This is a genomic window from Caviibacterium pharyngocola (assembly GCF_002795405.1).
In the GTDB taxonomy this organism is placed as follows: domain Bacteria; phylum Pseudomonadota; class Gammaproteobacteria; order Enterobacterales; family Pasteurellaceae; genus Caviibacterium; species Caviibacterium pharyngocola.
Map to the genome: position 1 here is coordinate 108307 of NZ_PHGZ01000020.1, position 19138 is coordinate 127444.

At 41.5% G+C, this 19138-nt stretch carries 18 protein-coding genes; 4 read left to right on the forward strand and 14 right to left on the reverse strand.

The window, feature by feature from the left end:
• Positions 1 to 34: 34 nt before the first annotated feature.
• Together CVP04_RS09185 and ilvC are read right to left on the reverse strand one after the other, a co-directional pair.
• On the reverse strand, positions 35 to 661 hold the full coding sequence (locus tag CVP04_RS09185; protein ID WP_100297210.1) for a glutathione S-transferase N-terminal domain-containing protein: 627 nt from the start codon (positions 659 to 661) through the stop codon (positions 35 to 37).
• A gap of 58 nt (positions 662 to 719) precedes the next feature.
• Positions 720 to 2201 carry a ketol-acid reductoisomerase gene (ilvC, locus tag CVP04_RS09190; protein ID WP_100297211.1) on the reverse strand — a complete coding sequence of 494 codons (1482 nt, stop codon included), beginning with the start codon at positions 2199 to 2201 and terminating at the stop codon, positions 720 to 722.
• Positions 2202 to 2382: 181 nt separating this feature from the next.
• On the opposite strand from ilvC, the gene ilvY reads away from it, so the two are divergent.
• Both ilvY and rarD read left to right on the forward strand, forming a co-directional pair.
• Positions 2383 to 3261: an HTH-type transcriptional activator IlvY gene (gene ilvY, locus CVP04_RS09195; protein WP_100297212.1), complete on the forward strand. Its 879-nt coding sequence runs from the start codon at positions 2383 to 2385 to the stop codon at positions 3259 to 3261.
• Positions 3262 to 3297: 36 nt separating this feature from the next.
• A complete protein-coding gene (gene rarD / locus CVP04_RS09200; protein WP_100297213.1) occupies positions 3298 to 4170 on the forward strand; it encodes an EamA family transporter RarD in 873 nt (290 codons plus the stop codon).
• A gap of 1 nt (position 4171) precedes the next feature.
• On the opposite strand, the gene CVP04_RS09205 is transcribed toward rarD, so the two are convergent.
• The 10 genes from CVP04_RS09205 to CVP04_RS09250 form a co-directional block, all read right to left on the reverse strand.
• Positions 4172 to 4927 (reverse strand): DeoR/GlpR family DNA-binding transcription regulator, encoded by a 756-nt coding sequence (locus tag CVP04_RS09205; RefSeq protein WP_100297214.1) that lies wholly within the window; start codon positions 4925 to 4927, stop codon positions 4172 to 4174.
• A gap of 190 nt (positions 4928 to 5117) precedes the next feature.
• Complete coding sequence (locus CVP04_RS09210) at positions 5118 to 6098, reverse strand: tripartite tricarboxylate transporter substrate binding protein (RefSeq protein ID WP_100297215.1); 981 nt, start codon at positions 6096 to 6098, stop codon at positions 5118 to 5120.
• 10 nt (positions 6099 to 6108) lie between these two features.
• On the reverse strand, positions 6109 to 7611 hold the full coding sequence (locus CVP04_RS09215) for a tripartite tricarboxylate transporter permease (protein ID WP_100297216.1): 1503 nt from the start codon (positions 7609 to 7611) through the stop codon (positions 6109 to 6111).
• A gap of 10 nt (positions 7612 to 7621) precedes the next feature.
• Positions 7622 to 8098, reverse strand: a complete 477-nt coding sequence (locus CVP04_RS09220; RefSeq protein ID WP_100297217.1) for a tripartite tricarboxylate transporter TctB family protein — start codon at positions 8096 to 8098, stop codon at positions 7622 to 7624.
• A 55-nt stretch (positions 8099 to 8153) separates the two neighbouring features.
• On the reverse strand, positions 8154 to 9311 hold the full coding sequence (locus tag CVP04_RS09225) for an iron-containing alcohol dehydrogenase (protein ID WP_100297218.1): 1158 nt from the start codon (positions 9309 to 9311) through the stop codon (positions 8154 to 8156).
• 6 nt (positions 9312 to 9317) lie between these two features.
• On the reverse strand, positions 9318 to 10301 hold the full coding sequence (locus CVP04_RS09230) for a hydroxyacid dehydrogenase (RefSeq protein ID WP_100297219.1): 984 nt from the start codon (positions 10299 to 10301) through the stop codon (positions 9318 to 9320).
• Between the two features lie 90 nt (positions 10302 to 10391).
• Positions 10392 to 11270, reverse strand: a complete 879-nt coding sequence (gene dapA, locus CVP04_RS09235) for a 4-hydroxy-tetrahydrodipicolinate synthase (RefSeq protein ID WP_100297220.1) — start codon at positions 11268 to 11270, stop codon at positions 10392 to 10394.
• A gap of 20 nt (positions 11271 to 11290) precedes the next feature.
• On the reverse strand, positions 11291 to 12292 hold the full coding sequence (pdxA, locus tag CVP04_RS09240) for a 4-hydroxythreonine-4-phosphate dehydrogenase PdxA (RefSeq protein WP_100297221.1): 1002 nt from the start codon (positions 12290 to 12292) through the stop codon (positions 11291 to 11293).
• Between the two features lie 16 nt (positions 12293 to 12308).
• Positions 12309 to 13580, reverse strand: a complete 1272-nt coding sequence (gene dtnK / locus CVP04_RS09245) for a D-threonate kinase (protein ID WP_100297222.1) — start codon at positions 13578 to 13580, stop codon at positions 12309 to 12311.
• A 134-nt stretch (positions 13581 to 13714) separates the two neighbouring features.
• Positions 13715 to 15013: an NAD(P)/FAD-dependent oxidoreductase gene (locus tag CVP04_RS09250; protein WP_100297223.1), complete on the reverse strand. Its 1299-nt coding sequence runs from the start codon at positions 15011 to 15013 to the stop codon at positions 13715 to 13717.
• Positions 15014 to 15220: 207 nt separating this feature from the next.
• Between CVP04_RS09250 and CVP04_RS09255 the strand changes: the two genes are divergently transcribed.
• Complete coding sequence (locus CVP04_RS09255; protein WP_100297224.1) at positions 15221 to 16270, forward strand: extracellular solute-binding protein; 1050 nt, start codon at positions 15221 to 15223, stop codon at positions 16268 to 16270.
• 49 nt (positions 16271 to 16319) lie between these two features.
• Here CVP04_RS09255 and gpt read toward each other — a convergent pair whose 3' ends face one another.
• Positions 16320 to 16784 (reverse strand): xanthine phosphoribosyltransferase, encoded by a 465-nt coding sequence (gpt, locus tag CVP04_RS09260; protein WP_100297225.1) that lies wholly within the window; start codon positions 16782 to 16784, stop codon positions 16320 to 16322.
• 123 nt (positions 16785 to 16907) lie between these two features.
• On the opposite strand from gpt, the gene CVP04_RS09265 reads away from it, so the two are divergent.
• Positions 16908 to 18362, forward strand: coding sequence for an aminoacyl-histidine dipeptidase (locus CVP04_RS09265; RefSeq protein ID WP_100297226.1), 1455 nt, complete (start codon positions 16908 to 16910; stop codon positions 18360 to 18362).
• Between the two features lie 48 nt (positions 18363 to 18410).
• Here CVP04_RS09265 and CVP04_RS09270 read toward each other — a convergent pair whose 3' ends face one another.
• Positions 18411 to 19040, reverse strand: a complete 630-nt coding sequence (locus CVP04_RS09270) for a tellurite resistance TerB family protein (protein ID WP_100297227.1) — start codon at positions 19038 to 19040, stop codon at positions 18411 to 18413.
• Between the last annotated feature and the right edge of the window lie 98 nt (positions 19041 to 19138).

Sequence of the window (19138 nt, forward strand, 5' to 3'; positions counted from 1 at the left end):
GCTTAACTTAAAGTGCGGTGAAATTTTCTCGCGTTTATTGCGGCGGCATTACCGGTTTGGTGGCTTGCAAGCAAGGATATAACCGGTTCATTTCCTCCGACCATTGACGCAATTCGTCCATCGCCGCATATTCCGCCGCGCCGGTGACATTGGCGCGAAATAGCAAGAAATCAATCATACACACCGTGTATAACGTGCCGATGTTTAATTTGGTGCCGAATTGTTTCAATGTTTGCGCGATAAGCGTTAAAGTGCGGTCGTTTCGTTGCATAATTTGTTGATGACGCCCAACCCACCATTCGTTTTCCGGACGAAACATTCTTTCCGGCAGCACCAAACCGACCAAATTTTCCAACACACCTTCTGCCAACGCATACAAATTCAGCACTTGCCAACGGCTTTCGCCTTGCGGGAACAAGGTCGGCTGCGTGCCGATAGCGTCCAAATACTCGGCGATAATTTGACTATTATATAACCATTCGCCGTTATCAAGCTGCAATGCCGGCACTCTACCCAACGGGGTGTCTTGATTGTGCGGCGAATCGGCGGAAAAGGCGCGCGTGACCAATAATAATTCGATTTGATCTTGCAAATGGTGATAATGCGCCACGGCGCGTACTTTGCGCACGAAAGGGCTGGTGGTGGAATACCAAAGTTTCATTTTTCCTCCTGACAAAAACAAAAAAGCCGGTCTTTGCGACCGGCTCGGATAAAGTGTCTTAACCTTGTGAAGAAATACGTTTCATATCTGTCATATAACCGCGTAATTCTTGACCGATTAATTCAATCGGATGATTGCGAATCGCGTCGTTCACATCGCGTAATGTCACGTTGTCGATTTCGCTTGCCGGTGTCGGCTCACCTAAATCGCCGCGTTCAAGGTTCGGGATAATGTCTTTCGCCAAAATCGGAGTAGCGACATTTGCGAATAAGTAGTTACCGTATTCCGCCGTATCGGAAATCACCACGTTCATTTCATATAAACGTTTACGCGCAATGGTGTTGGCGATTAACGGTAATTCGTGTAATGATTCGTAGTATGCGGATTCTTCATAAATACCGGATGCCACCATTGTGTCGAAGGCTAATTCTACGCCCGCTTTAACCATTGCCACCATTAATACGCCGTTATCAAAATATTCTTGTTCGCTGATTTTGATACCGTCCGCTTTCGGTGCATTTTCAAAGCCGGTTTTGCCGGTTTCTTCGCGCCATTTTAATAAATTCGCGTCACCGTTCGCCCAGTCTTCCATCATCACACGAGAGAATTCGCCGCTGATAATGTCATCCATATGTTTTTTGAACAAGAAATCCAATTTGTCTTTAATTTGTTCGGAAAGTTCGAAAGCGCGTAATTTTGCACTGTTGGACAAACGATCCATCATTAACGTGATACCGCCTTGTTTTAAGGCTTCGGTGATGGTTTCCCAACCGTATTGAATTAATTTGCCCGCATACGCCGGATCTTTGCCGTCCGCCACCAATTTGTCGTAACAAACGATAGAACCCGCTTGCAACATACCGCAAAGAATGGTTTGTTCGCCCATTAAGTCGGATTTCACTTCCGCCACGAAAGAAGATTCCAACACGCCCGCACGATGACCGCCGGTTGCCGCAGCCCACGCTTTCGCAATCGCCATACCTTCGCCTTTCGGGTCGTTTTCAGGGTGAACTGCGATCAATGTCGGCACACCGAAACCGCGTTTGTATTCTTCACGCACTTCCGTACCCGGACATTTCGGCGCCACCATTACAACCGTGATGTCTTTACGAATTTGTTCGCCCACTTCCACAATGTTCAAACCGTGCGAATAACCTAACGCCGCACCTTGTTTCATTAAGCCCATTACATCGGCGATCACTTTGCTGTGTTGTTTATCCGGCGTTAAATTGATCACTAAATCCGCGGTCGGAATCAATTCTTGATAAGTACCGACCACAAAGCCGTTTTCCGTTGCACGTTGGAAAGACGCGCGTTTTTCCGCGATAGCTTCCGGACGTAGCGCATAGCTAATATCCAAACCGGAATCGCGCATATTTAAACCTTGGTTCAAACCTTGTGCGCCGCAACCGACGATAACCACTTTTTTGCCTTTTAAGAAATTCGCTTCATCGGCAAATTCTTCGCGATCCATAAAACGACAGCGACCTAATTGATCTAATTGTTGACGTAAATTCAATGTGTTGAAATAGTTAGCCATTTTTAATCCTTTGTTACTCTTTGTTGATGAGGTTGTGTTTGCATATTGTGTTGTAATGTCAAAGATTATACGCTTTTTAAACATTGCGTAAATTGATATTATTGACATTTAATGTTGCGTTTTTTGCAACGTAGAGGCAAAATTTCTCAGCAAAAAACCACCGCACTTTAAGGCTTACACGATGAATTTTAATGATCTCAATCTATTTATTCACTTAGCGGAAAGCAAAAATTTCAGCAAAACCGCCGCGCAACATTATATGTCGCCGTCAACCCTCTCCCGCCAAATTCAACGAATGGAAGAAGAACTCGGACAAATTTTGCTTTTACGTGACAATCGACAAGTTTCGTTAACCGAAGCGGGCGAGACTTTCTTACGCTTCGCCCAACAAAATTGGCAACAATGGCAACAACTGAAACAATCTTTCACCTCTGCACAACAAGAACTTAGCGGAGAATTACGCCTGTTTTGTTCCGTCACCGCCGCCTACAGCCACTTGCCGAGTTTATTGGAAAAATTCCGCGCCCATTATCCGAAAGTGGAAATTCAACTCACCACCGGCGATCCGGCAATGGCGGTGCAACTCATTCAGAATCAACAAGTGGATCTCGCCTTAGCCGGCAGACCGGCGAATTTACCGAATAACCTGATTTTTCATTATATCGACGATATTACCCTTTCGTTAATCGCCCCGCGCGTGGCGTGCACGGCAACGCAACTGTTGCAACAAACCCCGACAGATTGGCAAAAAATTCCGTTTATCTTGCCGGTGGAAGGCCCGGCGCGGCAACGAATCGACCAATGGTTTCGGCAAAAAAACGTGAAACATCCCACGGTTTACGCCACGGTTTCAGGACACGAAGGCATCGTTTCAATGGTCGCTTTGGGTTGCGGCGTGGCAATGTTGCCCGATGTGGTGATCAAAAACAGCCCGCTCAACAGCCAAATCTCCACCTTATCTCTCGACATTCCGGTCGAGCCGTTCGATTTAGGCATTTGCGCGCAAAAGAAATGTTTAAATCTCCCGTTAATTCGTGCATTTTGGCAAATGTTAGGGTAAAGTGCGGTGTAATTTCGCAATGTTTTTGGATGAAATATGTTAAAAGGCGTCGGTTTTTCTTTATTCGCTTCCGTATTATTCGGCTATATTTATTATTTTTCCACCTTATTACTGCCTTTAAGCGGCGAAGATATTTTCGGCTATCGCGTTATTTTCACCGTGCCCTTCGTCGTCGCAGCGGTATTTATCTTTCGCCAAAAACATATGCTGATCAGTCATCTAAAACGTATCAAACGACAACCTTGGCTGTTTTTGGTCTTTTGTTTTAACGGCGCAATGATGGGCTTTCAAATGTGGTTGTTTTTATGGGCGCCGAATAACGGCAGCGCCCTCAGCGTCTCCCTCGGCTATTTGCTTTTGCCGTTGGTATTAGTGTTATGCGGACGCATTTTTTTCAACGAACATATTTCCAAACTGAAATTCATCGCCATTATTTTCGCCGCAATCGGCGTCACATCCAACATCGCCCTCAAAGGCGGATTATCTTGGGAAAGCCTCGCCGTCTGCGGCTATGCGCTGTATTTCATTATTCGAAAACAACTGAAAATGACCGACATCGCCGCCTTCGCCCTCGAAATGCTCACCACCTTACCGATTTGCATTTACTTCGCCTCGCAAGTGGATATTCCCAGCGTTCAACTCGCCAACGAACACATCGTCGGGCTGTTATTTTTACTCGGATTACTCAGCGGCGTAGCGTTCAACTCCTACATCGCCGCCAGCAACATCCTCCCGATTAACTTGCTCGGCTTATTAGGCTACGTCGAACCCATTATGATGCTCATCGTCGCCCTCATCATCGGCGAAAAAATCGACGCAGAAACCTACCCGCTGTTTGTGTGTTTGATGATTGCGATGGGGTTTGTTTTGTTAGACGGCGTATTAAAAATAAAAAATAACAGGACTTAGTTTAAACTAACGCCAGTTTGAACGAACCTTCTTCAAGTTCTTTTTTATCCTCGGGAGCTAGTCCTTTATCGGTAATCACGTCGGTGAATTGATTTAATCCCAATGCACAAAATAAAGAATATTTTCCGTATTTACTGCTATCCGCAACCAATACGCGTTTTCTGGCGTTTTGCTGCAAATATCTTTTCAAATAGGCTTTTTCTTCCGTCGGAGCCGTCACACCGCGAGCTAAACTCCACGAGTTACAGCTAATAAAGGCTATATCAGGATTTAGATTTTGTAAAAACGTTAATCCGTGATTACCAATACAAGATTGGCTACTATTGTCTATCCGCCCGCCCGTTAAAATCAGCTCGATTTGTTTATATTCGGAAAGCAGCAAGGCAATATGCAAATCGGTCGTCACCACCCGCAACGGCATATGCGCGATTTTCTTTGCAATGCATAATGTTGTCGTTCCGGCATCCAATACCACCGAATCTCCCGCAGAAATCAACGAAACCGCATACTCGGCAATACAATCTTTTTCGACGATTTGGCGATATTGCTTTTCATTGGTTGTCGGCTGAAAGGGAATAAATTGATTTAAACTCACCCCACCGTGCGTACGAATAATCGAACCTTCTTCATTTAATTTAATCAAATCACGGCGAATTGTCGCGGGCGAAGAATTTGTAACTTTAACCAACTGCTCGACAGTCGCGATATTATGGCTTTTTAAGAACAACATTATTTGTTCTAGGCGATCTTGGGACATAATGGTATTCCATTCAGTTATTTATTATTAGTAATGATTTATTTTAGTATAGTTAAATTTCTTATAAATTGAGTATAGGTTCATCATATAAACATATCAATAATATGTTTAAAAAATTAGGATCTTTTACAGATATTAAATAATTTTTGATAAAATGCCCATTTATAATCTAAACGGGCATTAATTTAGGTTAGTTATTAACTAAATCTTTATTGTCTTCAAACATTTTTAACGTATTATTTAAATGTTCAATAAGTGCTTTGGAACCGACAAATGTAGGAGATACGCTATAAGCTTCTTCGGTTTTTTTGCGGAATTCCTCTTTTTCCGTTACAGCCTGAATAGCTTTTTCCATTTTTTCAATAATCTTTTGATCCGTGCCTTTCGGGAAACTTAAGAAATAATATCGTTGAGCAGTCCAATCGAAACCTTGCTCTTTAGCAGTCGGAACATTAGGAAATAATTTATTTCTGTGATCACTGATAACAGCTAAAGGTAAAAAATCACCGGAATCAAAATAGGATTTCATTACACCGTAAGGATTTACATTAGTGTCGATTTTACCGGCTAATAAAGCAGCATTTCTATCACTACCGCCACCGGCATCAACAATATTAAAGTCAATCCCTGTCTGAGTTTCTAAAACACGCCCTAAGAAATATGAATATCCGCCGACTGATGATGCATAAACAAGTTCGCCCGGACGTTTTTTCGCCGCATCCACTAAATCATTTAGATTTTTCAGTCCGCTTTTAGCATTAACCGCTATCACATAAGAATCATCAACGATTGTTGCGGCAACAGGATCTAATGCTTCGTGAGCTTGATTTGATAATCCGACAACCTTATTCGTTAACATAGATTCGTGAAAAAATAATGCCGTATAACCGTCCGGTTTCGCACTGGCTACTTGTTTCATTCCGGCATTTCCATTTGCACCGGAAACATTATTCACAATAATTCTCGCTCCTAATTCTTTTTCTAAATGATTCGCTAAATTACGTGCGTGAAAATCCGTATCGCCGCCCGCACCAAAAGGTACAATTAATGTGATAGTTTTTTGTGGCCAATTATTTTCCACTTGAACGGAAATATTTTCTGTTTTCTTATCGCAAGCCGTCAGGCTTACACCCAAAATACCGGCACATAAAACACTTAATAATTTTTTCATAGAAAACTCCTTATTTAATTGATTGTTTCTTTTTAAGTTGATTTCTTACTGCAAACACAATAACAAGTGCGGTAAGAATAAAGAAAGTTACTGCGATAGGCGCTTTAAAAAACTCGGTGAAATCGCCACGTGAAAACATTAAACCGCGTCTTAAATTTAGCTCAGCTAACGGACCGATAATAAATCCTAAGATAAATGGTGCAGCAGGAATGGAAAGTTTGTAAAAACTAAACCCTATTACCCCGAATAATACTGTCGCCCAAACATCAAAGAAATTGTTTCTGACACCGAATGCACCGATTACACAGAATAAAAAAATAGCAGGAAGTAAAAAATGTTTTGGAATGGCTAAAATCTTAGTAAAGATTCTTAATCCATAAAATTCCATTACAAACATTACTATCGCACCAAAAAACATTGCGGAGAAAATCGCATAAACAGTACTGACGTTTTCAGTAAACATTAACGGTCCCGGAATAATGCCGTGTAATGTTAATCCGCCTAATAAAATCGCCGTCACCGTATCGCCCGGAATACCAAGAGCTAATAAAGGAACTAAAGCACCGCCGATAGCCGCATTATTTGAAGCTTCCGATGCAACAATTCCATCCATAATTCCCGTTCCGTATTTTTCCGGATATTTGGATGTTGATTTAGAAACCGTATATGCCATTACATTAGCCGCACCGCCGCCTATACCGGGTAAAATACCAATTCCAGTACCTAAGGATGACGAAACAATGAAATTCTTAGTTTGCCCAAAAAATTCTTTAAGAGAAAATCCTAACCCTTTTTCCATTCTAATCGCAGTAATTACTTGCGCATTTTGTCTTTCTGCTTTTACCGTATCCGCTTTAGCAATAATTTCATTAATCGCAAATAAACCGATTAGCACGGGTAATACATCAAAGCCATAGGCAATTTCTTCTGATCCAAAGGTAAAACGATTAACCGAAGCAATACTATCCATACCGACAGTTGCAAACATACATCCCATTAATCCGGAAATAAGCCCTTTCCAAATATTATCGCCGGATAATCCGACTAACATACTTAATGAAAATAGCGCCACGGCAAAGTATTCATAGGCACCAAATTTAATAGCGATTTTGGCAAGCACCGGTGACAAAAAAACAAGGACTATCGTAGAAAAAATCGTACCTAAAAAAGAAAAAGTTACACCGACACCCAACGCTTTAAATGCCTGATTTCTTTTAGTCATCGGATAACCGTCGAAACAAGTCGCAATAGATGAGGGTGTTCCCGGAATACCGGTTAAAATTGCAGTAATCAAACCGCCTGAAATACCACCGATATATAATGCAATAAGCAAAATAACCGCCATATTAGGATCTAATGCATAGGTTATCGGCAAAAATAATGCCAGCGCCATTGTGGCGGATAATCCCGGAACAGAACCAAAAATAATACCGACAAATACACCACCTAACAGACATAACATACCGGTCATTGTAAATAAGGAAGATATTCCTTGAGCAAATAATTCAAACATATTTTTCTCCCTAAAATAATATTCCCGAAGGCATTGTTAGATTGAGATAATAACTAAATATAAAGTACGCTATTACCGGTAATACGACTGAAAAGACTGCATAAACCCAATATTTTTTATGAATATATTGCGGAGTAAGGAGAATGGATAAACCAAACAAGAAAGGGATTGATGTGATAATAAAGCCTATATATTGCATTAATAATACATAGACGAAAATCAAAACAATAACTGCAAAAATTCTTTTCCAATCCGTTTCCTTGTTTTCTATATTTTGAGTCACTTTCTTAATCTTATTTGCTGATGTAATCAGTAAAATCAAAGAAGTAATCAATAAAAATGAACCGTAAATTTTTGGCATAAAATCCGCTTCAACACTGACTAAATCTTTTGTCTCAATTAGAAAAGCATTGGTTAGATAAAATAATGCAACAAGAAAAAAGATAAATCCTGCTAAAAAGTTTTTATCAAAGAAATACTTTTTCATACAACAACCTCCATTTAGTATTGGGCTATTTATCATTGAAATAACCCCACAGTCTTTAAATAATTTTCTCGTAAATCGCCCGAATATCCGCTTTTGACATTTCTTTCGGATTATTATCAAGCAAACGTCTTACCGTAAATGCGGAATCAACTAATTCATCCAACACATTTTCCGAAATTCCGACCGCTCTTAAATCACATTTAATGTCAAGATCACGAATTAATGCGTAAAGCTCATCAATCATTTTCTCGGCGGCTTCACGTTGCGAACAACCCGCCACATCCAATCCCATTACTTGAGCAACTTTGGCAAATTTTTCTTCACAAGCATCAAGATTAAATTTCATTACGTCAGGTAATAAAATTGAGTTCGCTAATCCGTGAGGAATATGATATTTACCACCCAACGGGTAGGATAAAGCGTGAATCGCCACGGTACTGGAAGTTGCGATACAAGCACCGCCGAAATAAGAGCCCAACAGCATATTTTCACGGGCTTGCAGATTTTTGCCGTCTTGATAAGCGGTGCGAATATTAGCGGAAATTAATTCGATCGCTTTTAAGGCAAAAGTATCGCTAAACGGGCTGGATTTTTTGGAAATATAACATTCTAATGCGTGGCAGAACGCGTCAATACCGGTATTTGCCGTAATATGCGGCGGCAGACCAATCGTCATTACCGGATCGAGAATGACGCAATTCGGCAACATTTTTTCATCCACAATTCCGACTTTTAACTCACGTTCAGGAATTAATACGATTGAATTTTGTGTTGCTTCCGAACCGGTTCCGGATGTGGTCGGCACCATAATAGTCGGCAGTCCGCGACGTTTAAATTTTGCTTTGCCGTCAGCCACATCCTGTAAACTGACGTCATTATTCAACAAAATAGCCACTAATTTTGCCGTATCCATTGCCGAACCGCCGCCGATACCGATAATGACTTGCGAATTCATATTTTTTGCAGCAAGATAAATATCATTCACTTTGTCGATAGGTGGCTCAGGCGGTGTATCGTTAATGATATTTACGCTAATCCCTGATTTTTCTAACAGTTCTTTAGGCTGATTAATCAAGCCGGTATTAAATACGCCTTGATCCGTAATAATTAATACATTTTTGGCACCGTATTCATTCACTACATCGACGATTTGACCGATACAACCTGCTCCGCCAATGATTTTGTTGGTGTGAAATAAAGAATAATTATTCATTTGATATTACTCCGATTTATTCCATTTAGGATGTTGATATACTTCCGGATTGCAAACATAAGACCACTTTTCACCATTAATTACAGCTAAAACCCCTTGTGCCGCCATAGTTGCGACACCCGACGCTGCTTCTTTAGTTTGACCCGCCATATGCGGTGAAACAGTTACGTTATCTAATTCAAATAATGGTGAGTTAATATCAACAGGCTCATTGGCAAAGACATCTAAGCCTGCAGTATGGATTCGTTTTTGCTCAAGTGCTTTGGTTAATGCAACTTCATCAACAACTTCTCCTCTAGCGCAATTAATTAAAATTGTATGTGGATTCATTAAATTTAATTGTTCTTCACCAATTAGGTTTCTGGTTGCCTCAGTTAACGGTGTGTGAATAGAAATAACGTGAGAATCTTTAATGACATCTTCTAAGGTTGAACAATAAATATAACCTTCATTTTCAATTACTTTCTTATCAACAAAGGGATCATAAATTTTAATGTTCATTCCAATCGCTTTAGACATTTGAGCCAGAATTGACCCGATTCGACCATATCCGACTAATCCCAGTGTCTTGCCGTTTAGTTCATAAGCCTTATAGCTACTTCTGATAGCAAAATTTCCGTTTCGCATTTCCTTATCCGAACGAACTAAATCTTTGGCGCAAGCAAACATTAATGCAAATGCGTGTTCCGCAACGGATCGTGTATTGGCACCGGGAGCAATAACAACAGGAATACCTAATTCGGTGGCAGTTTTAACATCAACATCATCAACTCCAACACCCGGTCTACCTATTACTTTAAGATTCTTAGCTTGCAATAACGTTTCTCTGTCAATAGAACCGATACGGATAATTAAACCGTCGGCATCAAGCAACTCCGGTAACATAACTTTAGGATTTCCGTCATTAGTAATCGCAATATTTGCGCCGGCTTTCTCCAGAACCTCCATTCCGTCATCGTGTAAACGATGTGAAATTACTACTTTTTTCATTTCATTCTCCACAAGAATCAATAGTAAGAAATAAAAGTGCGGCCTTTTTTAGAAAAGTTTTGAAAAAACCAACCGCACTTTTTAGCTTTGTTATTTGTAGTATTCAAAAACTTCCAGCAATGCTTGATCTATTGCCGGATTATTGGCGCAGTTGGACGGCTCTTTTGCAATACCAACATTATGACCTCTTAATTGGGCCGCCCGTTTTACCACGGAATTAGGATTACCTTTTGCCATTACATTACGGAACGCACGAATTTTTTTCTGGGCTTCGTTAGCTTTTTCAAAATTGCCTTGTTTCCATTGTTCGTAAATTTCTACCATTAATTCAGGGAAAACATTGGAGCATCCGCTAATTGCACCGGTACCACCGGCTAACAATGTCCATAAAATTAGCGAATCATTACCAGCCATAACACTTAAACGCGGATCGGTATTTTCAATATATTTCAATGAATTATCGAAATTTCCACTACTATCTTTTATACCAATAATGTTTTCGTATTTAGCTAACTTTTTCACCGTTGTGTAATCAATGTTATTCCCTGTACGAGCCGGAATGTTGTACATTAAAATTGGTAAATTTACTGCTTCGGCTACTTGGCTAAAATGACGATAAAGATCATCTTGTGATACTTGAATAAAATAAGGAGAAATTACTGAAAGCAAATCAACTCCAAGATCTTGAACTTCTTTAGAAAATTCAATAGTTTCTTTAGTCGTAATACCGCCCGTACCCGCATACACAGGCACGCGACCATTTACGTGTTTTACCGTTTCTTTAATAATTTCTAATTTTTCTGCTCGGTCAAAGGCATAAAACTCACCATTAGTACCCAAAGTAAAAATGCCGTGCACGCCCGCATTAATCAAATAATCAATAAAATCACGGTATGCGCCTGCATTAAAACGTTGATTATCATCAAGAGCTGTTAAGATTGGTGTAACAATACCTTCTGGTTTAAACATAATTATTTTCCTCGCGTTATTTATTGGTTTGCGTATTTAATATTTGCCATTTTGGCGCCTAGATAGAGGGCTTCGGTCATACTGCGGCTGTCTGCGATGCCTTTTCCGGCGATTGGGAATGCGGTTCCGTGATCCACTGAAGTGCGGATAAACGGTAAGCCGACGGTAACATTCACACCGGTATCAAACCCTAAGAGTTTGATTGGGATATGTCCTTGGTCGTGGTACATCACGACCACCATATCGAATTCGTTTAAGTTTGCAGCGCGGTGGAAAAGGGTGTCCGGTGGAACTGGGCCGGTGACATTAAAGCCTTTGGCTTGTGCAGCTTTGATTGCCGGTACGATTTCTTTTTCGTCTTCATCTCCGAACATTCCGTTTTCGCCGGAATGCGGATTTAGTCCGGCAACGGCAATGCGCGGGTTGGCGAAACCGAGCATTCTTGCGTTTTCTTCCGCCAAATCAATGACCGTCGCTACGCGTTCTTTGGTAACTAAATCGCAAGCTTTGCGTAGTTGAACGTGTGTTGTGACGTGAATAACATTAAGCTTTTCACTGGTCAGCATCATTGAATAATCTTTTGTGTGACTTAATGTGGCAAGAATTTCCGTGTGTCCGGGAAACATTTTGCCGCCGGCGTGTAAGGCTTCTTTATTTAAAGGTGCGGTGACAATGGCGTGAATTTTTCCGTCTAATGTGAGCTGCACGGCTTTTTCGATAAACTCATACGCAGCTCTGCCGGCGCGCGGATCCACTTGAGCAAAAGGTAAATCCGCCGGCAAGTTATCTAAATCCAAAATATCGATATAGCCGAATTCGCCGGTAAAATTATCCAAATTTTCCACCGCTCTTAGGGTCAGTTTAGAATTTACAATCGGCAATGCGCGTTGCATAATTTTTTTATCACCAATTACAATGGGATGTGCCAATTCGTAAATACGTTTATCTTCCAAGGCTTTAATAATCACTTCCGGACCGATGCCCGCCGCATCACCCATTGTGATGCCTAAAATAGGTTTCATTTTTTACTCCTTATTTCTAGGGTCTGTTGACCTTATTCTGTATAAAATCGATGGTTTTCCATAAAACCGTTTCGGAACCAAAACCGCCGGCTTTCGTAATAATCGGAATGTGGGAAAAAGGCGTCGAAGGGAAATAACCGAAAGGCACGCCGCTTTCGATTTCTCCGCCGATTCGATAACGTTTACCGCCTAATTTTTTCGCCACACCGACGGCAATATCACCGCCGGTTAAAAATAATCCGCCGATATTGAAATGAATTTCCGTTAAAATTGCCGCACTTAATTTCGATAATTCTTGGCAAATCATTTCGCCCAAAGTTGCGCGATCCAGTTGATATTGTCGGCAAAGGGTGTCAATGTTTTCTCGTGCGGCAAGGGAATTGTCGGTTTGTAATAAAACGTGATGTTTTTCACGCAAGCGATGAATAACTTTTTGTTTTATCCGTTCAAGATTGCTATCGCGGCGAAGCAGGCTTTCCGTCGGTATAACGATTGGTGTTAAATGAGAATGCTGTGCGACATATTCCGCTTGTCGGCGGGTTTTCTCACTCATTGATCCGATAACAAAGAAAATCGGTAATGCGGATTGCACGTCAAAGTGCGGTCTTTTTTCACTGAAAATCGACTGCGCTAAACCGGATGAACCCACCAAAATATGCGGTTCGTTAAGTTGAGCGGCGATTTGATTAATACGTTGTAAATCTTGTTCGTTTTCTGCATCAAAACAAACGATTAAAGAAGAATTTTGTGAGCAATTTTCTTTAATAATACTTAAACAATCCGATTGTCTTAATAAATCCAAATGAATACGAAGCTGCGGAATCGCCGTTTGCGCGGCGATAATCTGCCGTACGTCTGAAGAAATAATCGGTGTTTTTGGATCGGTGGCGAACTCGGTTTCGATTAACGGTTGATTATGTACATAGCATATGCCGTTTTTAATCGTTCTACCCGCTTTAGGAAGCGCCGGACAAAAAAGAGCGAGCTTACGTTGTGCTGCTTGTAAGCAACTTTCTATTTCCGCACCGATATTACCGCGCAGTGTCGAGTCGATTTTTTTATAAATACAAGCCGAAATAGGTTGTGAAGAAATGACTTGATAAACAGATTTTTGAGCGTTTTCAATCGTCATTGCTCGTGAATCGGTGTTCACCACAATGACATCTGCCGAATCATCATATGATTGCGAAAAATCTACCATTACGTCCACAGATAGCCCTTGTAGGCTAAATTGAACGCCGGTATCGTTAGCTCCGGTAAAGTCGTCGGCAATCACAAACAATTTCATAAAATTTATTTCCTTTCCGTTTTATGCACGAAAAGTATATGAAAAAAATCATTATGAAACCGTGATGAATATCACAAAAATGAATAAATAAAATCTTTTTGATTATAAATAATCATTTTCTAGATTTAAAGTTCCTACCTATACCTATCCAAAAACCGATAATAATTCGTTCCGATAAACAGCGCGGCTTTTTTGGCGAGGCGGCCGCCGCGAATAGAAGGGACTTTTAGCACTTCGAAGGTGGAAAGGCGTTCGTCGTTGCCTAAAATGGCTTCGGCGATAATTCGCCCTGCCAAGCCGGTTAAGGCGACGCCGTGGCCGGAATAGCCTTGGGCGAAGTAAATGTTCGGTGCGATGCGTCCGAAGTGCGGGTTGGCGTTGATGGTCATATCAATCGGTCCACCCCAACCGTAATCGATTTTGACGTTTTCCAGTTGAGGGAATACGGCGAGCATATTTTTGCGCATTACTTCGATCATATTATGTTCGGAGCTGGAATCGCTGCCGAATAATAGGCGATTGTCCGCGCTTAAGCGGTAATAATCCAATAAATAGTTGTTGTCGCAGACGGACATTCCGTTGTTGATGACGCTGTCCGCCGTTTGTTGATCTAAGGGTTCCGTTGCGATGATGAAACTTTCCACCGGCAGAATTTTTTTTGCGATGCCGTGGTGAATGGTTTTCGGTAACGCGGCGATATAAGCGTTTGTGGCTAAGACGACGTCTTTTGCAATCACGGAAGAAACGTCGGTTTTTACTTTGACTTTCGATTTGCCGATGCGTAAATCGATCACCGGCGATTGTTCGTAAATTTCCACGCCGAGATCAAGGCAAGCTTTGGCTAGACCCAAACAATAATTAAGCGGATGTAGATGACCGGAATTGCTGTCGAACAAGGCGCCTTGATAAATTTTGCTGCCGAGATGACGTTCCAGTTGCGCTTTATCCCAAAGTTGCATTTTTTCATAGCCGAAGATTTCTCGGCTGGCTTTTTCGATCGCGATCAGATCATCCAGACGACGTTGGTTGAGCGCGAGGGTTGCGTAGCCTTTGCGCCAATCGCATTGGATCTGATATTTTTTAATCCGTTCATCAATAATATCAATGGCTTCGAGGGACATTTTCCAGAGTTTATTCGCAACGTCAAATCCCACTTGCTTAATGTATTCGTCAATGCCGTCCTCAAACCCGTTAATCGCTTGACCTCCGCTACGACCGGAAGCGCCGAAGCCGATTCGTGCGCCTTCCAGTACAATGACTTTTTTTCCTTGTTCCGCTAATTCAAGTGCGGTGGATAAACCGAGAAAACCGGCGCCGATAACACAAACGTCGGCGGATTGTCTTTTTAATAACGGCGGACATTCAAGGTGAAGATTGCAAGTGTCTGAATAATAGGATTGAATATGATCTTGGTGTGAATAGGTAAGTAGCATAAAACCCGATAAATAAGAAAATTTTTCGCAGATATTACTCTCATAAGAAGATATGTCAAACTTTTCGCTATAAAATAGACGAATATCTGTTATACTTCGTTCAACTTTTTTCTTAAAAGTTTCGTTTTATTCAATAAAACAAATTTATTTTTAACCGCACTTTAATCTTACGTCGTATTTATAACATCGACTTCGGAGGACGAAAAATTGAAAAAAATCATTGCTCGCGCAATCACTTCTCTTTTCTTTATTACCTTATCTCTTTTCAGTAACCTAAGTTTCGCCAAAGAAAAACTCTATGTTTACAACTGGACCGATTATATTCCTTCAAGTTTAATCGCCGAATTTACCAAAGAAACCGGCATTGAAGTCATTTATTCGACTTTTGAAAGCAACGAAGAAATGTATGCCAAATTAAAATTACTTTCGCAAAATACCGGCTATGATCTGGTTTTTCCATCCAGTTATTATGTGGGAAAAATGGTGAAAGAAGGTATGTTGCAACCGCTTGATCATAATAAACTGTCCAATTTTAAACAAATTCCGCAACATTTATTGAATAAAGAATTCGATCCGAATAATCGTTATTCTTTGCCTTATGTTTACGGTTTAACCGGTATCGGCGTAAATGCGGAAGAAATTCCATTACAAAATATCACCGGCTGGGCGGATTTATGGAACCCGCAATACAAAGGAAAAGTGTTGCTCACCAGCGATGCGCGCGAAGTGTTCCACATCGCGTTATTATTAAACGGAAAATCGCCGAATACTACCGATGAAGCGGAGATCAAAGCGGCTTACGAACGTTTGTTAGCCTTACTACCGAATGTGTCGGTGTTTAACTCCGATTCGCCGGAAGTGCCTTATGTGCAAGGCGAAGTGTCTTTAGGGATGATTTGGAACGGTTCCGCTTATTTGGGCAATAAAGAAAATAACCATATTCGATTTGTTTATCCGAAGGAAGGCGCTATTTTCTGGATGGATAATTACGCCATTCCGAAAACCGCGAAAAATGTCGCAAATGCCTATAAATTCATTGATTTCCTCCTTCGTCCGGAAAGCGCCAAAGTGGTTGTGGAACGAATGGGATTCTCGATGCCGAATGAAGGCGTGAAAGCGTTATTGGATCCGTCCATCGCCGATAATCCGGTGTTATTCCCACCGGCGGAAGAAGTGGAAAAAGGCATTTTACAAGGTGATGTGGGCGATGCCGTAGATATTTATGAAAAATATTGGAATAAATTAAAAACCAATTAACCGACAAAAACGCCGCTTTTTCTGCGGCGTTTGTTTTTTAATAATAAGATTATTTTCTTGCAAGCGGCGGAACAAAGCAAATGCCCATATCCCAAGGTTGTTCGATCCACGTATTTTGCGGAATATCCACAATATAATCGTCCACCAACGCCGCGCCTGCCGGTTTTGCAAATACAGTCACGAAACGCGCGTTCGGGTAAAGTTCACGAATAGCGCGAGCGGTATTACCGGTATCGACCAAATCGTCCACCACGATAAATCCTTCGCCGCCATTATCCACTTGCGCGGCGTGTAATACGTTTAATTCGCCTTGTTTATTATGGTCATAACTTGAAATACACACGGTTTCAATGTGACGAATGCCTAATTCACGCGCTAAAACCGCTGCCGGAAACAAACCGCCGCGACTTACCGCAATGATACCTTTCCATTGTGCCGCCGGCAGTAATTGCTCGGCTAATTTTCTAGCGTGCATTTGGAACATATCCCAAGTGACAACATATTTTTCGCTCATAACTCACCTTAAATAATATTGGCGGGTAAAATGCTACCCAATAAATAAAATTGGGTTAGGATAACCTGAAAAACGATTTTATGCTATTATTTTAAGAAACTTTTTCATTAAAGGAGAGAATATATGTCTGAAATCCGACAGCTACAACCACAATTATTATGGCAATGGTTTGATCAAATTTGTGCGATTCCGCATCCGTCTTATCACGAAGAAAAATTAGCCGAATTTATTCTACAATGGGCAAAAAATAAAGGCTTTTTCGCCGAACGTGACGAAACGGGCAATATTCTGATTCGTAAACCGGCAAGTGTTGGAATGGAAAACCGGAAATCCGTGGTGCTTCAAGCGCATTTGGATATGGTGCCGCAAGCGAACGAAGATACTCGACACGATTTTTCCGTCGATCCGATTTTGCCTTATATCGACGGCGAATGGGTTACGGCGAAAGGCACGACCTTAGGCGCGGATAACGGTATCGGAATGGCATCGGCACTTGCCGTTCTCGACAGTCAAGATATCGCGCATCCGGAATTAGAAGTTTTACTAACAATGACCGAAGAACAAGGAATGGAAGGCGCATTAGGCTTGCGTGCCGATTGGGTTCAAAGCAAAATTATGATTAACACCGATACGGAAGAAAACGGTGAAATTTATATCGGTTGCGCCGGCGGCGAAAATGCCGATTTAGCCCTTTCGATTAACACAACGCCGAATACCTTCGAACATTGCCGTCTATTAAGCTTAAAAGGCTTGCGCGGCGGACATTCCGGCTGTGACATTCATACCGGACGCGCCAATGCAATCAAAACCTTAGTGCGCTTTTTAGCTCAACTGAAAGCAAGCGACGTTGAGTTTGCATTAAGCGATATTCGCGGCGGTTCGGTGCGCAATGCCATTCCGCGCGAAGCTTTCGCGACGCTTTGTTTTAACGGCGATCCGAACGCTTTACAAAGTGCGGTGCAAAATTTCGACGTTTTATTGCAAGAAGAATTAGCCTTAAGCGAACCTTCTCTCAGCTTATTTTTACAACCTTGCGACAAACCGACGGAAGTGTTTGAACAGTCAAGCAGTGACGCAGTGATTAATTTATTCAACTTAGTGCCGAACGGCGTAATCCGCAACAGCGATGTAATCAACGGTGTGGTTGAAACCTCATTAAGTATCGGTGTATTGAAAACGGAAAATAATACCGTGAGAGGCACGATTTTATTACGTTCGCTGATCGAAAGCGGCAGACGATATGTGGAAAGCCTATTGCAATCTCTTGCCGATCTCGCCGAGGCGAAAGTGACGTTTTCCGGTGATTATCCGGGCTGGGTGCCACAACGCGACAGTGAAATCTTACAATTAACCGAAAAGGTTTACGGCAATATTTTGGGTTATGCGCCGGAAATTAAAGTGATTCACGCCGGATTGGAATGCGGATTATTGAAAAAAATCTATCCGAATTTAGATGTGGTTTCTATCGGCCCGACCATCCGCAACGCACACTCGCCGGACGAAAAAGTACATATTCCGGCAGTGCAAACTTATTGGCGTTTATTAACCGATGTGCTGGCGGAAATTCCGCATAAATAAACGAAAAGAGGCGAATTTTTTCGCCTCTTTTTTCTATTTCACAAGCAATTAATAACCGGCTTGTTTTTCTAATTGTTCAATCAACTGATCATCTAAATTCAACGCTTGGGCAAGGTTGGCTAAGAAAACGATTTCTTTGCGATCCAATTCCGCGCAAGCCACACGCGCCGCTAAATAAACTTGTGCCGCTAATGCCGGATTGTTATTCACTTGTTTTGCGATTTCCGCAATGGAAATCGGGTTATTCACTTCTTGTTGCAACCATTGATAAACTTCCGGATTATTGCCCGCTTCCATTACGATTGCTTGTTTTTCGTCATCGGTAATCGCACCATCGGCGTTCGCTGCCGCAATCATTACTTGCAACAATAATTTGTCGGCATCGGTATTTTGTTCCGTCGCCATAAAATGTTCTTTGCTTAATGATGTACCGGCACTTTGGCTTTGTTGATATTGTTGGTAAGCCTGATAAGCAAGGCTGCCTAACGCGGCTAATGAACCTAATTTAGTTAATCCCGCGCCGCCGTTACGACCTAAAATCATCGACAAAATACCGATCGCCGCCGCACCGCCGCCCGCTTTAGTAATTTTATCAACAGTGGAATTGCTTTCCATCGTTTTGCCGATTTGATCTTTTGCAACGTCTAAAACTTGATTCAAAATGCTGTTAAAATCCATAAATAGTTCCTTATATTGTGAGGTTAATTGATATAAGCTTTGTCGCTTTTTTTATCGATTAGTTCACGTCGAAAAGAAAAAATGATAAAAGTGCGGTG

Bases quoted from the DNA above. Each gene is read 5' to 3' on its own strand.
- CVP04_RS09185 (WP_100297210.1), bottom strand. From the start codon at position 661: ATGAAACTTTGGTATTCCACCACCAGCCCTTTCGTGCGCAAAGTACGC.
- ilvC (WP_100297211.1), bottom strand. From the start codon at position 2,201: ATGGCTAACTATTTCAACACATTGAATTTACGTCAACAATTAGATCAA.
- ilvY (WP_100297212.1), top strand. From the start codon at position 2,383: ATGAATTTTAATGATCTCAATCTATTTATTCACTTAGCGGAAAGCAAA.
- rarD (WP_100297213.1), top strand. From the start codon at position 3,298: ATGTTAAAAGGCGTCGGTTTTTCTTTATTCGCTTCCGTATTATTCGGC.
- CVP04_RS09205 (WP_100297214.1), bottom strand. From the start codon at position 4,927: ATGTCCCAAGATCGCCTAGAACAAATAATGTTGTTCTTAAAAAGCCAT.
- CVP04_RS09210 (WP_100297215.1), bottom strand. From the start codon at position 6,098: ATGAAAAAATTATTAAGTGTTTTATGTGCCGGTATTTTGGGTGTAAGC.
- CVP04_RS09215 (WP_100297216.1), bottom strand. From the start codon at position 7,611: ATGTTTGAATTATTTGCTCAAGGAATATCTTCCTTATTTACAATGACC.
- CVP04_RS09220 (WP_100297217.1), bottom strand. From the start codon at position 8,098: ATGAAAAAGTATTTCTTTGATAAAAACTTTTTAGCAGGATTTATCTTT.
- CVP04_RS09225 (WP_100297218.1), bottom strand. From the start codon at position 9,311: ATGAATAATTATTCTTTATTTCACACCAACAAAATCATTGGCGGAGCA.
- CVP04_RS09230 (WP_100297219.1), bottom strand. From the start codon at position 10,301: ATGAAAAAAGTAGTAATTTCACATCGTTTACACGATGACGGAATGGAG.
- dapA (WP_100297220.1), bottom strand. From the start codon at position 11,270: ATGTTTAAACCAGAAGGTATTGTTACACCAATCTTAACAGCTCTTGAT.
- pdxA (WP_100297221.1), bottom strand. From the start codon at position 12,292: ATGAAACCTATTTTAGGCATCACAATGGGTGATGCGGCGGGCATCGGT.
- dtnK (WP_100297222.1), bottom strand. From the start codon at position 13,580: ATGAAATTGTTTGTGATTGCCGACGACTTTACCGGAGCTAACGATACC.
- CVP04_RS09250 (WP_100297223.1), bottom strand. From the start codon at position 15,013: ATGCTACTTACCTATTCACACCAAGATCATATTCAATCCTATTATTCA.
- gpt (WP_100297225.1), bottom strand. From the start codon at position 16,784: ATGAGCGAAAAATATGTTGTCACTTGGGATATGTTCCAAATGCACGCT.
- CVP04_RS09265 (WP_100297226.1), top strand. From the start codon at position 16,908: ATGTCTGAAATCCGACAGCTACAACCACAATTATTATGGCAATGGTTT.
- CVP04_RS09270 (WP_100297227.1), bottom strand. From the start codon at position 19,040: ATGGATTTTAACAGCATTTTGAATCAAGTTTTAGACGTTGCAAAAGAT.